A 14,937-nucleotide genomic window follows, 5' to 3' on the forward strand; every position below is an offset into this window, starting at 1 on the left:
CGCAAAAATTGCCCCGACGATCCTACTCAGGATTGGTAGGCGATGCGTAGGCCCGGCAAGCGCAGCGCCCCGGGCAAATTGCCGGATGGCGGCGTAAACGCCTTATCCGGCCTGTGATGGTTTGTAGGCCCGGCAAGCGTAGCGCCCCGGGCAAAATTGCCGGATAGCGGCATAAACACCTTATCCGGCCTGTGATGGTTTGTAGGCCCGGCAAGCGCAGCGCCCCGGGCAAAATTGCCGGATGGCGGCGTAAACGCCTTATCCGGCCTACAGACGCAGTTAGTCAACTTGTGCGGTAGTGTGAACCATATAGTTAACATCAACGCCCGGCCCGAGCTTGAAGGTGTTGGTAATCGGATTGTAGTGCAGCCCGGTCATGTGACGCTCTTTCAACACGGTCTGATCGACCCAGTTCAGCAACTCCGCAGGCTTAATAAATTTTTTCACATCGTGCGTGCCTTTCGGCACCATGCGTAAAATATACTCCGCTCCTACCACCGCCATCAGCCACGACTTGCCGTTGCGATTAAGGGTCGAGAAAAAGACTTCACCGCCCGGTTTAACTAATTGCGCACAGGCCCTGACGACCGATTGCGGGTCCGGTACGTGCTCCAGCATCTCCATACAGGTCACGACGTCGTACTGGTGCGCATGTTTCGCCGCGTGCTCTTCAACCGTCTCCTGCACGTAATCAACCTGAATACCGCTTTCCAGCGCGTGCAGTTTCGCGACCTGCAAAGGCTCAAAGCCCATATCCAGGCCCGTTACCGTCGCACCTTCACGCGCCATGCTCTCAGCCAGAATGCCGCCGCCGCAGCCAACGTCGAGCACCTTTTTGCCGAACAGGCCGCCGGAACGCTCGGCAATGTAGCCCAGGCGCAGCGGGTTAATGCGGTGCAGAGGCTTAAATTCACCCTCAAGATCCCACCAGCGTGACGCGACAGCTTCAAATTTGGCGATTTCTTCGTGATCAACGTTATGCGTCACCGGGGGTTTTTCGGCATTCATTGGCGCTTTTACTCCTTATTTGGCAAGTCGCCTGAGTATATCAGCACGACGGGATGAATAAAGCCTCCGTAGAAGACCATTCCATTTACCTGTCTCATTGCGATTGTGTTATAATTTGCGACCTTTGAATCCGGGATACAGTAGAGGGATAGCGGTTAGATGAGCGACCTTGCGAGAGAAATTACACCGGTCAACATTGAGGAAGAGCTGAAGAGCTCTTATCTGGATTATGCGATGTCGGTCATTGTTGGCCGTGCGCTGCCGGATGTCCGAGATGGCCTGAAGCCGGTACACCGTCGCGTACTATACGCCATGAACGTATTGGGCAATGACTGGAATAAAGCCTATAAAAAATCTGCCCGTGTTGTTGGTGACGTAATCGGTAAATACCATCCTCATGGTGATTTCGCGGTGTACGACACTATCGTCCGTATGGCGCAGCCTTTCTCGCTGCGTTACATGCTGGTGGATGGTCAGGGCAACTTTGGTTCTATCGACGGCGACTCTGCCGCGGCAATGCGTTATACGGAAATCCGTCTGGCGAAGATTGCCCATGAACTGATGGCCGATCTCGAAAAAGAGACGGTGGATTTCGTTGACAACTATGACGGTACGGAAAAAATTCCTGACGTCATGCCGACCAAAATTCCTAACCTGCTGGTAAACGGCTCGTCCGGTATCGCGGTAGGTATGGCCACCAACATCCCGCCGCACAACCTGAAGGAAGTGATCAACGGTTGCCTGGCGTATATCGATGATGAAGACATCAGCATTGAAGGGCTGATGGAATACATTCCTGGCCCGGACTTCCCGACCGCCGCGATCATCAACGGTCGTCGAGGTATTGAAGAAGCCTATCGTACCGGTCGCGGGAAAGTGTACATTCGCGCTCGCGCGGAAGTGGAAGCTGATGCGAAAACCGGCCGCGAAACCATCATCGTTCATGAAATTCCGTACCAGGTGAACAAAGCGCGCCTGATCGAGAAAATCGCTGAACTGGTGAAAGACAAACGCGTTGAAGGCATCAGCGCGCTGCGCGACGAGTCTGATAAAGACGGGATGCGCATCGTGATTGAAGTGAAACGCGATGCCGTCGGGGAAGTGGTGCTTAACAACCTTTATTCCCAGACCCAGTTGCAGGTTTCTTTCGGTATCAACATGGTTGCGCTGCACCACGGCCAGCCGAAGATCATGAACCTGAAAGAGATCATTTCCGCGTTCGTGCGTCACCGCCGCGAAGTGGTGACGCGCCGTACTATTTTCGAACTGCGTAAAGCCCGCGATCGCGCGCATATCCTTGAAGCGTTGGCGATTGCGCTGGCGAACATCGATCCGATCATCGAGATGATCCGCCGTGCGCCAACGCCGGCAGAGGCAAAAGCGGCGTTAATCTCCCGTTCATGGGATCTGGGCAACGTGGCGTCTATGCTGGAACGCGCCGGTGATGATGCTGCCCGTCCTGAGTGGCTGGAGCCGGAGTTTGGCGTGCGTGATGGTCAGTATTACCTGACTGAACAACAGGCACAGGCGATTCTGGATCTGCGCTTGCAGAAACTGACCGGCCTGGAGCATGAAAAACTGCTCGACGAGTACAAAGAGCTGCTGGAACAGATCGCAGAACTGCTGCACATTCTGGGCAGCGCCGATCGTCTGATGGAAGTGATTCGCGAAGAGATGGAACTGATCCGCGATCAGTTTGGCGATGAGCGTCGCACTGAAATCACCGCTAACAGCGCCGATATTAATATCGAAGATCTGATCAGCCAGGAAGATGTGGTTGTAACGCTGTCTCACCAGGGTTACGTCAAATATCAGCCGCTGACCGATTACGAAGCGCAACGTCGTGGCGGGAAAGGTAAATCTGCCGCGCGTATAAAAGAAGAAGACTTTATCGACCGTCTGCTGGTGGCTAACACCCACGACACGATCCTCTGCTTCTCCAGCCGTGGCCGTCTGTACTGGATGAAGGTCTATCAGTTGCCGGAAGCGAGCCGTGGCGCGCGTGGCCGTCCGATCGTCAACCTGCTGCCGCTGGAAGCCGATGAACGTATCACCGCCATTCTGCCGGTACGCGAGTACGAAGAGGGCGTTAACGTCTTTATGGCGACCGCCAGCGGTACGGTGAAGAAAACGGCGCTGACCGAGTTCAGCCGTCCGCGTTCCGCCGGTATCATCGCGGTGAACCTGAACGAAGGCGACGAGCTGATCGGCGTGGATCTGACCTCCGGTTCCGACGAAGTCATGCTGTTCTCCGCTGCCGGTAAAGTGGTGCGCTTTAAAGAAGATGCCGTTCGTGCGATGGGTCGTACCGCGACCGGCGTACGTGGCATCAAACTGGCGGGCGAAGACAGCGTCGTTTCCCTGATTATTCCGCGTGGTGAAGGCGCTATCCTGACCGTGACGCAGAATGGTTACGGTAAACGTACGGCGGAAGGCGAATACCCAACCAAGTCTCGTGGCACGCAGGGCGTTATCTCCATTAAAGTCACCGAGCGCAACGGTTCCGTTGTTGGCGCGGTACAGGTGGATGATGCCGACCAGATCATGATGATCACCGATGCCGGTACGCTGGTTCGTACCCGCGTATCGGAAATCAGCGTCGTTGGCCGTAACACCCAGGGCGTAATCCTCATCCGCACGGCGGAAGATGAAAACGTGGTGGGTCTGCAACGTGTTGCTGAGCCGGTGGATGATGAGGAACTCGACTCCATCGACGGCAGCGTAGCGGAAGGGGACGAGGATATCGCCCCGGAAGCGGAAACCGATGACGATGCAGCGGATGACGCTGACGAGTAATTCGGCGTTGTAAATCGTGTGTGAAAGGAGGCCATTGCGCCTCCTTTTTTTTGCCGGATGGCGGCGTAAACGCCTTATCAGGCCGCCACCCGGCAAAGGCGCAAATCCTTAATTCATCCTTTCCACTATCATCGCAATACCCTGACCGCCGCCGATGCAGAGCGTGGCCAGCCCGAGCGTTTTATCGTGTGCAGAGAGGGCGTGCAGCAGCGTCACCAGAATACGCGCGCCGCTGGCGCCGATGGGGTGTCCCAGGGCGATAGCCCCACCGTTGACGTTCACCTTCTGCGGATCAAAACCGAGCGTCTTACCTACGGCAAGGAACTGTGCGGCAAACGCCTCGTTGGCTTCGATCAGATCGATATCCGAAAGCGTTAAACCGCTCAGTTGCAGCGCCTTCTGCGTGGCGGGAACCGGCCCCATCCCCATTAACGCCGGGGCGACGCCGCCGCTGGCATAGGCTTTGATACGAGCCAGTGGGGTCAGGCCCGCCGCCAGCGCTGCGGATTCTTCCATCACTACCAGCGCTGCTGCGCCGTCATTGATCCCAGAGGCGTTTCCTGCCGTTACCGTACCCGCCTTGTCGAAGGCCGGGCGTAATGCTGCAAGACCTTCCGCCGTTGAATCGGCTTTCGGAAACTCGTCGCGCTCAAACACCACGGTTTTCTTACGGGATGTGACGCTAACCGGCACAATTTCGGCCTGGAATGCGCCGGAATCAATAGCGGCAACGGCTTTGCGCTGTGAGAGCAGCGCCAGCTCATCCTGCATCTCCCGGCTGATGCCGTATTCCCGGGCGACGTTTTCTGCCGTGATCCCCATATGGTAGCCGTGAGTGGCGCAGATCAGACCGTCGCGCAGGATCACATCGGAGAGCTGTCCGTCGCCAAGGCGATAGCCCCAGCGGGCTTTGGCATCCAGCAGATACGGCGCCTGGCTCATATTTTCCATACCGCCTGCGACAATCGCCTGTGCCTGTCCGGCCTGAATCGCCTGTGCGGCAAGCGCCACGCTTTTGAGGCCGGAGCCGCATACTTTGTTAACGGTAAAGCCGCAGACCGTCTCTGCGAGGCCGCTTTTGAGCAGTGCCTGACGCGCCGGGTTTTGCCCAAGACCAGCCTGTAGCACATTGCCCATAATCACTTCATCCACCCGTTGCGGGTCGAGCTGCGCGCGTTCAAGCGCCGCTTTAATCACGGTGGCGCCAAGGTCGATGGCGCTGGTGGTTGCCAGTGCGCCGTTAAAACTGCCGATTGCGGTACGCGCCGCGCTGACGATGACACAGTTTTTCATCTTCTGTTCCTTAAAAGTGCGTGGTTGCCGTCAGAAAAAGGTCAAACCGATGACAAAAATGATCCCGGAGAAGAGCAGGGCGGTGATGCAGTAGCCCATAATGTCGCGTACCCCGAGTCCGGCGATTGCCAGGGCGGGCAGCGCCCAGAATGGCTGCGCCATATTCATCCACTGTTCACCGTAGGCGATTGCCATGACTGACTTGCCGAGATCCGCCCCCAGCGCCTGAGCCGCAGGCATGACAAATGGCCCCTGGATAACCCAGTGGCCGCCACCTGATGGCACGGCAAAGTTAATCAGCGCAGAGCTGAAAAAGGTCATCACCGGGAAGGTGTCTTTGTTGGCGACGTTGATGAAGAATTCAGTGATAAGGCCACCGAGGCCGGAGTGTTCCATCATCAGTTGGATCCCGGCGTAGAAGGGGAACTGCACCAGAATACCGGCGGTACTGCGCGCTGCGGCGCTGATGGCGCGCATGTAGGCCATTGGCGTTTTGTGCAGCAGCAGACCGGCGATCATAAACATCAGATTGACGGTATTGATGGTGATGTTGAATCCCTTCTCGGCGAAGTAAAGCCCCAGATAGGCAATCCCTAATGCGCCAATGATCAGCGCGAGAATGCGGCTCTCTTCCAGTTTTTCCGACGGTGGCGCGTCAGCCGGCAATTTCTTCTGAAAATCAGCCTCTTCCAGCAGCAGTTTCGGATCGATGCTGACCACGTCGGAGGGTTTTGGCGTCATCATCCGGGTAATAAACGGCATCACCACGATGAGGCCGAGCGTGATGAAAATATTGAACCCGGTGAACAGAGTATCGCTAACCGGAATCAACCCCGCGACGTGTTCTACCGGGTTGCCTGGCGTTGCGGCCAGCAGGGGCATAGAGCCAGAGAAGCCGCCGCCCCAGGTGAGAAAACCGATATAGGCGCAGGCGATAAGCAGCGGATAATCGGAACCCGGCACGCGACGGGCCACTTCACGGGCAAACATTGCGCCGACCACCAGACCAAAGCCCCAGTTGATCACGCAGGCGACCGAGCCAAAGAAGGTCACCAGCATGACGCCCTGGGCGGGCGTCTTAGCGGCTGAAGCGGCGGTACGCAACAGGCTTTTAACCGGGCCGGAACTGGCCAGGGCGTGGCCCGTCACGATAATCAGCGCCATTTGCATACCGAAAGCCAGCAGGTTCCAGAAGCCGTCGCCCCAGAACCTCACCATACTGACCGGCGTTTGCGGCGTCAGCCAGAGAGCGATCCCGAACGTCAGCAGGGTTAACAGCATTGCGAAGATCAGCGGATCAGGAAGCCAGCGGCTGACGACCCGCGTCATAAAGCGTGAAATACGCCCAATCATGCGTCACCTCTCTGAATGACCAGATCGGCCGCAACCTCAAAGTGCGCTTCAGTTTTTGCCCGCAGGGTTTCCAAATCACACCCTTCGGCGATTTCTGTCAGCCACATCTTGCCGTCGATAAAGCGAAATACAGCCAGTTCGGTAACCAGCATATGCACCGCGTGCTGGGCGGTGAGCGGCATGGTGCACTGGCGCAGAATTTTCGCCGAGCCGTCTTTCGCGCAATGTTCCATTGCAATGATCACTTTGCGCGCGCCGGTGACCAGATCCATTGCGCCCCCCATGCCGGGAACCATTTTGCCGGGAACCACCCAGTTGGCGAGGTTTGCCTGCTCATCCACCTGTAGCCCGCCGAGTACGCAGGCGTCAACATGGCCCCCGCGAATCAATGCGAACGACATGGCGCTGTCGAACATTGCCGCGCCGGGCAAAATGCCACAGGGTTGACCGCCAGCGTTCACCAGATCCGGGTGGGCCGTCGTGACCGGCCCCAGTCCCAGAAAGCCGTTCTCAGATTGCAGGGTGATGTGAATGTCATCCGGCAGGTAGTTTGCGACCATCGTCGGCAAACCAATTCCCAGGTTAACCACGTCGCCATCATGCAGCTCTTGCGCCACGCGGCGCGCAATACGTTGTTTAGCATCCATTATTTGCTCTCCTGTGGAATAACGATGTGGTCGATAACGGCGCCGGGGGTGACAATCTGGTCAGGCAGTAGATCGCCTGTTTCAACCATTTCGTCAGGCTCAACCAGGGTGATGTCTGCGGCGAGAGCAATGAGGGGGTTAAAATTACGGGCACTGAGCTGGTAGGTCAGGTTACCAAGCGGGTCGGCGCAGTGGGCTCGAATAAGCGCCAGATCTGCACGCAGTGGACGCTCCAGCAGCCAGGTTCTGCCATCGAGCTGAAGCGTTTGCTTTCCCTCTTCAACCACGGTGCCGACGCCAGTCGGGGTCAGAAAACCGCCCAGCCCGGCGCCGCCGCAGCGGATTTGTTCAATCAGGGTGCCTTGCGGAACCAGTTGAACCTCCATCTCTTTGGCAATCATTCGCCGACCCGTTTCCGGGTTGGTGCCGATATGGGAGGCGATGACCTTGCGCACCCGGCCATTTACAATAAGCGGGCCGATGCCGGTATCGACAAATGCGGTATCGTTGGCGATCAACGTCAGGTCCCTGACACCGGATTCAAGTAAGGCTTCAACAAGGCGGGGCGGGGTGCCTACCCCCATAAAACCGCCAACCATGATGGTCATGCCGTCACGAAAGAAGCCTGAGGCGTTCTGTAAGGTAATCAGTTTTGTTTTCATTATGTTTCCCTTTTGCATACTCCATTTTGGGTACGCAAAGGGAATAGCAAGCGGGATGCCAGGATTAATAAACCGGGAAGAGAAGGGTTAACCTGATGAATATAAAAATTAATTTTCACGGAAGGGGGATGAGAGGGCGTGAGGCGCTATGCAGAATTTTGCGCACTGTGCAAAATTCTGCATAGCAACTTCTGGTATCAGAGGCCTGCCGGATCGATGCCGTACTCCTGCAATTTGTACATCAACGCGCGTCGGCTGATGCCCAGCATTAACGCGGTGCGCGTGCGGTTTCCCTCCTGCTGCTCCAGAACTTCCATAATGATTCGGCGTTCTTCGCGTTTAATCTCTTCTTTCAGGTTCCGTTCACCGGGTTGGGCTGGCTTTATTCCGCTGGCGTGACTCACCGACTGGCGGAACTGGGTAGGGAGGTCTTCGGCAAAAATCACCGCCCCGGTGTTCATCACTACCGCGCGCTCAATCACATTGGATAATTCGCGGATATTACCAGGCCACGGCCAGGCGGTGAGGAGTGACATGGCGGAAGGGTCGATTTCAATAATATCCCGCTGGTTTTCTGAGCTGAATTTCTGCAAAAAGTGGTTGGCCAACAGGGGGATATCTTCCCGCCGCTCACGCAAAGGAGGAAGCGTCAGATGAATCACATTCAGCCGATAAAACAGATCTTCACGAAAGGTGCCTTCTTTCACCATTTCCTGCAAATTCCGGTTGGTGGCGGCGACAATGCGGATATCAACCTGAATGGTTTGATGCCCGCCAATGCGTTCAAACTCCCTCTCCTGGAGGATTCGCAGCAGCTTAGCCTGTAACACCAGTGGCATTTCGCCTATTTCGTCCAGCAGCAGCGTTCCCTGATGAGCGCGCTCAAACAGCCCCTGGCGTCGCGTTTGTGCGCCGGTAAACGCCCCTTTTTCGTGGCCGAACAGTTCGCTTTCCAGCAGTGATTCTGGCAGCGCCGCACAGTTAATCTTGATGAAGGGGCCGTTTGCCCGGCGTGAGTTATAGTGAATGGCGCGGGCGATCAACTCTTTTCCAGTGCCGCTTTCGCCGCTAATGAGCACGTTGGCCTGGGAAAGCGCGATTTTCGCGGTATCTTTGCAGATATCCATCATCCCCGGACTGTTGGTCAGGATATGTCCCCATTGCCAGCTGGTGCTCAGCGCCTGATGCAGGCTGCGGATCTCCTGTTTCATGGCCTGGAGCTGCAAGGCCCGCTGAATCAATAAGTTCAGTTCATCGAGGTCGAACGGTTTAATCACATAATCAAATGCGCCGCTGCGCAGTGCTTCTACGGCGGTTTCCACTTCAGCGTAGGCTGTCATCAGAATAATGGGGACCCGTGGATGCTGTGCGCGCATCACTTTCAGCGCTTCAATGCCGTTCATCTCCGGCATGCGGATGTCCATCAGCACCACGTCGGGCGGCGTGTCGGCAAAATGTTGCAGCGCTGTCTGACCGTTACTGGCGCACTGGGTTTCATGCCCTTGCAGCGAAAACGCGGTGGCGAGCATACGGCGAACATTATCTTCGTCATCAACGATGAGAATACGGTAGCGAGTTTTCATTCTGACGAGGTTTCCTGCGGGTTAATCGGTAAAATAAGGGTAAAGGTCGCGCCGCATCCGGGCATACTGGTAACGTATATGTCGCCCTGATGCGCATTGATGATGCGCTGACTTAACGCCAGCCCGAGGCCGGTTCCTGACGCTTTGGTGGTGAAGAACGGATCAAAGATTTTTTTCTGCAAAGCGACGTCAATACCGCAGCCATTATCTTCAATGGCGATCGCCAGATGCGTGGTCGTGTAGCGCCAGGTTCGGATACGAATTTCGCCGCGCGCGCCTATCGCCTGCACCGCGTTGATAAGCATGTTCAGGAGCACCTGTTTGAGCAGTTCGCGATCGGCGACGATCGTGGGCAATGCGGCGTTGAATTCCGTGTTGAAGTTGATTCGCGCCTGCACCCCGGAAGTCTGCACCAGGATCAACGCCTCCTCGATCAGTGTATTAATGGATACCTGCTGCCACTGACTTTGTCGCGGTCGGGAGAAGTCCAATAGTTGCTGGATGACTTTATTAATAGAATCAATTTCTTTCAGTACGACGGACAGGTACTCCTGATGGACAGGCAGATTGATTTGCTGGCGAATAATCTGCACATAACCCCGGATGGCGGTGAGCGGGTTGCGCACTTCATGCGCCACGCCTGCCATCAGTTCACCCAGCGTGGCGAGTCTCTCCGTTTGCGCCAGACGGCGCTGCGCCTCTTTACGGGCGGTTAAATCGGAAAACATCACCAGCGCGCCAATCAACTCACCGTCAGCGTTATGAATGCGACTGGTGGTGACGCTGAGTTCAATTGTCCGGTCACGCGCGGGGAAGCTGACTTCCTGAGCCAGATGTTCAGTGCCGTTCTCCAGAGTGTCAAGCACAGGGCTGGAAAAATGAGGATCGGCGAACAGCGTTGAGTAGGGGCGCCCGGCCAGTTCATGCAGCGTATAACCCGTGATGGTCTCTGCGGCAGGATTCATCGTGGTGACATTACCTTGTCTGTCGATTGCGATAACCCCATCGGCGGCGTTCTCAATAATCAGATCGTTCAGCGTCTTGGTTTCCCGCAGTGTCTGCGCCAGAGCGTTGACGCTGCGGCTGATTTGCCCCAGTTCACCGGGGAGATCGGGTAACTGGGCCGGCGTTTTCTGCGCAAGAGTAGGCAAGCCTTCAGTAATGATATCGATATTGGCGCTCAGGCGGCGTGAGAAGAGAATGATCAGTAACAGGCTGCTGATAAGCCCCGCCGCCAGAACGGCAATAATACGAACATCCATTTTCCAGGCCTGTCGGCGAATATCTTCGGTCAACTCATTCGCCCAGATATAACCAATGACCTCGCCATGCCGCGCTATCGGAATCATTGAGTTGAGGATATCGCCGCGCACCTGCCGGCCTGAAAATACCACCGGGGCGTTGGTACTCATGACCTCCCGGCCAGGATGATCGGGAGCGATAGTGACCCCGACGTTGTTCTGATACAGTGCCGAAGGAGCGTAGGTGATAATGGCGTCCAGCGCCTTATTGTAATAGCCCGCGCCAATTCCCGGAAACGCGCGGGTGATACGCTCAGTGACCGGTGATAACTGCGCATTCATCGCGCGGATACGCTCATCGCGCGGCAGATTTTCCTGCTGGGTGAAGCTGTCGCCCAGCGCTTCATCAAGCAGATGCACGACAGCCGATAATTTTTTCTCTTTTTCAGATAAGACCGCTGATCGGCCTTCGGTTTCTACGATATAACCAATAGAGAGCGTCGGCACGATGACCATCAGGATAGCCATCAGTATCATTTGATTGCGTAAGCGTCGCGGGTAAAGCCGTCTCAGGTAGCGCATGCTGACATCCGTGTGGTCTTTATCAGGCAAACGCCAATTATCGGGGGTTGAGGCGCAGGTTTCTCAGCGGTATATCATATTCCCGCAAAGAGAGGGCATTGCGACGCCGGGCATTTACCGCTACCTTAACCACACTCTATTTATCGCCTGAGGCGGAGCTTCGCCCCTTTGAAATACCTTGCTTCCTTTCGTACAACCCTGAAAGTTTCGCGCTACCTGTTCAGAGCGTTGGCGTTACTGATCTGGCTGCTGATCGCTTTTGCTTCGGTGTTTTACATCGTCAATGCGCTGCATCAGAGAGAGTCTGAAATCCGTCAGGAATTCAATCTCAGTTCCGACCAGGCGCAGCGCTATATTCAGCGCACGTCTGACGTAATGAAAGAACTTAAATACATTGCCGAGAATCGCTTAACGGCGGAAAACGGCGTGATGTCCAGCCGGGCGCGCGACGATAAAACCGTGGTGCCCAATTTTGAGCCGCTGTTTGCCGACTCCGACTGTGCGGCGATGGGGAATGCCTGGCGCGGGTCGCTGGAGTCGCTGGCCTGGTTTATGCGCTACTGGCGCGACAATTTTTCTGCGGCCTACGATCTGAATCGTGTTTTCCTGATTGGCAGCGACAATCTCTGTATGGCGAATTTCGGCCTGCGCGATATGCCGGTCGAACGTGATAATGCGCTGAAAACGCTGCATGAGCGCATTGTTAAGTACCGCAATGCCCCGCAGGAAGAGAGCGGGAATAACCTTTTCTGGATTAGCCAGGGGCCGCGCCCCGGCATCGGCTATTTTTATGCCCTGACGCCGGTTTATCTGGCCAACCGCTTGCAGGCGCTGCTGGGCGTCGAGCAGTCCATTCGGATGGAGAACTTTTTCACGCCGGGAAGTTTGCCTATGGGGGTGACGATCCTCGATGAAAATGGTCATCCGCTGATTTCGCTAACCGGGCCGGAAAGCAATATCAGGCCGGAACCTCGCTGGATGCAGGAGCGCTCCTGGTTTGGCTATACGCCAGGGTTCCGTGAGCTGGTTCTGAAGAAAAGCCTGCCGCCATCGTCGCTCAGCATTGTCTACTCCGTACCGGTCGATCTGGTGCTGGAGCATATTCGAATGCTGATTCTGAATGCTATTCTGCTGAATGTGCTGGTGGGCGCCGCCTTGTTCACGCTGGCGCGCATGTATGAACGGCGTATCTTTATTCCGGCGGAAAGCGATGCTCAGCGGCTGGAAGAGCATGAGCAGTTTAACCGGAAAATCGTCGCTTCCGCGCCGGTGGGGATCTGCATCCTGCGCACCATTGACGGGGTCAATATTCTCAGTAATGAACTGGCGCATACCTACCTCAATATGCTCACCCATGAGGACCGGCAAAGGCTGACGCAAATTATCTGTGGTCAGCAGGTTAACTTCGTCGATGTGTTGACCAGCAACAATACCAATCTGCAAATCAGCTTTGTCCATTCGCGCTATCGCAATGAAAACGTGGCGATTTGCGTGCTGGTGGATGTGAGCGCGCGCGTCAAAATGGAAGAGTCGTTGCAGGAGATGGCGCAGGCGGCGGAGCAGGCGAGCCAGTCCAAATCAATGTTCCTTGCGACCGTGAGCCACGAGCTGCGCACGCCGCTGTACGGGATTATCGGTAACCTCGATCTGCTGCAAACCAAAGCGCTGCCGAAAGGGGTCGACAGGCTGGTTACGGCGATGAACAACTCCTCCAGCCTGCTGCTGAAAATCATCAGCGATATTCTCGACTTCTCAAAAATCGAATCCGAGCAGTTGAAGATTGAACCGCGTGAGTTCTCGCCGCGTGAGGTGATGAACCACATTACGGCCAACTATTTACCGCTGGTGGTGAGAAAACAGCTTGGCCTGTACTGCTTTATTGAACCGGATGTACCGGTTGCGCTGAACGGCGACCCGATGCGTCTGCAACAGGTGATTTCTAACCTGCTGAGTAACGCCATCAAATTTACCGATACCGGTTGTATTGTGCTGCATGTGCAGTGTGATGGCGATTATCTCAGTATTCAGGTACGCGATACCGGCGTGGGGATTCCGGCGAAAGAGGTTGTGCGTTTGTTCGATCCTTTCTTCCAGGTGGGAACCGGCGTGCAGCGTAATTTCCAAGGAACCGGCCTGGGGTTGGCGATTTGTGAAAAACTGATCAGCATGATGGATGGGGATATCTCCGTCGATTCAGAGCCCGGGATGGGCAGCCAGTTTACGTTACGCATTCCACTTTATGGCGCGCAGTACCCGCAGAAAAAAGGCGTCGAAGGGCTGGCTCAAACGCGTTGCTGGCTGGCGGTACGCAACGCGTCGCTGTGTCATTTTATTGAGTCCAGCCTGGCGCGAAGCGGTGTCGATGTGCTTCGTTACGAAGGGCAAAAACCGGCGCCGGAAGATATTCTGATTACGGACGATGTGCTGGAGCTGGCATGGCAGGGGCGTGCGGCGGTTGTTTTCAGCCGCCGCCATATTGGTATTCCGCAGGAAAGAGCGCCGGGCGAGTGGGTACACAGCGTGGCGTCGCCGCATGAATTGCCTGCGCTGCTGGCGCGGATTTACAGTATTGAGCTTGATAACGACGCGCTTGCAACGGCGCTGCCTGCGCCGGATAAAACCGACGCGACGAATGACGACATGATGATCCTCGTGGTGGACGATCATCCGATCAACCGTCGTTTGCTGGCCGATCAGTTGGGATCGCTGGGGTATCAATGCAAGACCGCGAATGACGGCGTCGATGCGTTGAACGTGCTGAGTAAAAACCATATTGATATCGTGCTGAGCGACGTCAACATGCCGAATATGGACGGCTACCGTCTGACGCAGCGCATTCGCCAGCTAGGGTTGACGTTGCCGGTGGTTGGCGTCACGGCTAACGCGCTAGCGGAAGAGAAACAGCGTTGTCTGGAGTCCGGTATGGATAGCTGCCTGTCCAAGCCGGTGACGTTAGATGTGCTTAAGCAGACGCTGGCGGTGTATGCGGAGCGGGTGAGAAAGACGCGGGCATAAAAAAGGCCGGATGGCGGTTTCGCCTTCTCCGGCCTACTGCGGTCATCAACGTCGGCCTGATAAGCGCAACGCCATCAGGCACCTGACGTTTGATCAGTCTTTGTCCGCCGGGCTCAGCGTGACGGAAGAGAGGTAATTCAGCAGCGCGATATCGTTTTCGACGCCCAGCTTCATCATCGCCGATTTTTTCTGGCTACTGATGGTCTTAATGCTGCGGTTCAGTTTCTTGGCGATTTCCGTCACCAGGAAACCTTCTGCGAACAGACGCAGGACTTCACTCTCTTTCGGGGACAGACGTTTGTCGCCATAACCGCCCGCGCTGATTTTCTCCAGCAGGCGGGAGACGCTTTCCGGGGTAAACTTCTTGCCCTTTTGCAGCGCGGCCAGCGCTTTAGGCAAGTCAGTCGGCGCGCCTTGTTTCAGCACAATCCCCTCAATGTCGAGATCCAGCACCGCGCTCAGAATTGCCGGGTTGTTGTTCATCGTCAGAACGATGATCGACAGGCTCGGGAAATGACGTTTAATGTATTTGATGAGGGTAATCCCGTCACCGTATTTATCTCCCGGCATGGAGAGGTCGGTAATCAACACATGCGCATCTAATTTAGGCAGGTTGTTGATCAGTGCTGTGGAATCTTCAAACTCGCCGACAACATTCACCCACTCGATTTGTTCAAGTGATTTGCGAATACCGAACAGTACAATCGGATGGTCATCGGCAATAATTACGTTCATATTGTTCATGTATTGGGCTACC

Annotated in this window: 10 protein-coding genes; 2 read left to right on the forward strand and 8 right to left on the reverse strand. The window is 55.7% G+C overall.

What is annotated here, in order from left to right; all coding sequences use genetic code 11:
- Nucleotides 1-279: 279 nt before the first annotated feature.
- On the reverse strand, nt 280-1,008 hold the full coding sequence (ubiG, locus tag OGV67_RS06110) for a bifunctional 2-polyprenyl-6-hydroxyphenol methylase/3-demethylubiquinol 3-O-methyltransferase UbiG (RefSeq protein WP_012131523.1): 729 nt from the start codon (nt 1,006-1,008) through the stop codon (nt 280-282).
- A 159-nt stretch (nt 1,009-1,167) separates the two neighbouring features.
- On the opposite strand from ubiG, the gene gyrA reads away from it, so the two are divergent.
- Nucleotides 1,168-3,804: a DNA topoisomerase (ATP-hydrolyzing) subunit A gene (gyrA, locus tag OGV67_RS06115; protein ID WP_275155008.1), complete on the forward strand. Its 2,637-nt coding sequence runs from the start codon at nt 1,168-1,170 to the stop codon at nt 3,802-3,804.
- Between the two features lie 108 nt (nt 3,805-3,912).
- On the opposite strand, the gene OGV67_RS06120 is transcribed toward gyrA, so the two are convergent.
- From OGV67_RS06120 to atoS, 6 genes are all read right to left on the reverse strand, one after another.
- Complete coding sequence (locus OGV67_RS06120) at nt 3,913-5,097, reverse strand: acetyl-CoA C-acetyltransferase (RefSeq protein ID WP_012131525.1); 1,185 nt, start codon at nt 5,095-5,097, stop codon at nt 3,913-3,915.
- Nucleotides 5,098-5,127: 30 nt separating this feature from the next.
- Nucleotides 5,128-6,450 carry a TIGR00366 family protein gene (locus tag OGV67_RS06125; protein WP_012131527.1) on the reverse strand — a complete coding sequence of 441 codons (1,323 nt, stop codon included), beginning with the start codon at nt 6,448-6,450 and terminating at the stop codon, nt 5,128-5,130.
- On the reverse strand, nt 6,447-7,097 hold the full coding sequence (locus tag OGV67_RS06130) for a 3-oxoacid CoA-transferase subunit B (protein ID WP_012131528.1): 651 nt from the start codon (nt 7,095-7,097) through the stop codon (nt 6,447-6,449). Before OGV67_RS06130 ends, OGV67_RS06125 begins: the two co-directional genes overlap by 4 nt.
- On the reverse strand, nt 7,097-7,759 hold the full coding sequence (gene atoD / locus OGV67_RS06135; protein ID WP_024130160.1) for an acetate CoA-transferase subunit alpha: 663 nt from the start codon (nt 7,757-7,759) through the stop codon (nt 7,097-7,099). The genes OGV67_RS06130 and atoD overlap by 1 nt, the downstream gene beginning before the upstream one ends.
- A 197-nt stretch (nt 7,760-7,956) precedes the next feature.
- Nucleotides 7,957-9,342 (reverse strand): acetoacetate metabolism transcriptional regulator AtoC, encoded by a 1,386-nt coding sequence (atoC, locus tag OGV67_RS06140; RefSeq protein WP_101744037.1) that lies wholly within the window; start codon nt 9,340-9,342, stop codon nt 7,957-7,959.
- Nucleotides 9,339-11,165 (reverse strand): two-component system sensor histidine kinase AtoS, encoded by a 1,827-nt coding sequence (gene atoS / locus OGV67_RS06145; RefSeq protein WP_049011320.1) that lies wholly within the window; start codon nt 11,163-11,165, stop codon nt 9,339-9,341. Before atoS ends, atoC begins: the two co-directional genes overlap by 4 nt.
- A 168-nt stretch (nt 11,166-11,333) precedes the next feature.
- Between atoS and rcsC the strand changes: the two genes are divergently transcribed.
- Nucleotides 11,334-14,180 (forward strand): two-component system sensor histidine kinase RcsC, encoded by a 2,847-nt coding sequence (gene rcsC / locus OGV67_RS06150; protein ID WP_047462396.1) that lies wholly within the window; start codon nt 11,334-11,336, stop codon nt 14,178-14,180.
- A 93-nt stretch (nt 14,181-14,273) separates the two neighbouring features.
- On the opposite strand, the gene rcsB is transcribed toward rcsC, so the two are convergent.
- Nucleotides 14,274-14,924, reverse strand: coding sequence for a response regulator transcription factor RcsB (gene rcsB, locus OGV67_RS06155; protein ID WP_001061917.1), 651 nt, complete (start codon nt 14,922-14,924; stop codon nt 14,274-14,276).
- Nucleotides 14,925-14,937: the final 13 nt, after the last annotated feature.

Source organism: Citrobacter sp. CK188 (assembly GCF_030333525.1).
GTDB lineage: Bacteria > Pseudomonadota > Gammaproteobacteria > Enterobacterales > Enterobacteriaceae > Citrobacter_B > Citrobacter_B koseri.

Coding starts and splice junctions, on each gene's coding strand:
- atoD (WP_024130160.1), bottom strand. CDS start 7,759: ATGAAAACAAAACTGATTACCTTACAGAACGCCTCAGGCTTCTTTCGT.
- OGV67_RS06120 (WP_012131525.1), bottom strand. CDS start 5,097: ATGAAAAACTGTGTCATCGTCAGCGCGGCGCGTACCGCAATCGGCAGT.
- OGV67_RS06125 (WP_012131527.1), bottom strand. CDS start 6,450: ATGATTGGGCGTATTTCACGCTTTATGACGCGGGTCGTCAGCCGCTGG.
- rcsB (WP_001061917.1), bottom strand. CDS start 14,924: ATGAACAATATGAACGTAATTATTGCCGATGACCATCCGATTGTACTG.
- atoS (WP_049011320.1), bottom strand. CDS start 11,165: ATGCGCTACCTGAGACGGCTTTACCCGCGACGCTTACGCAATCAAATG.
- OGV67_RS06130 (WP_012131528.1), bottom strand. CDS start 7,097: ATGGATGCTAAACAACGTATTGCGCGCCGCGTGGCGCAAGAGCTGCAT.
- atoC (WP_101744037.1), bottom strand. CDS start 9,342: ATGAAAACTCGCTACCGTATTCTCATCGTTGATGACGAAGATAATGTT.
- ubiG (WP_012131523.1), bottom strand. CDS start 1,008: ATGAATGCCGAAAAACCCCCGGTGACGCATAACGTTGATCACGAAGAA.
- gyrA (WP_275155008.1), top strand. CDS start 1,168: ATGAGCGACCTTGCGAGAGAAATTACACCGGTCAACATTGAGGAAGAG.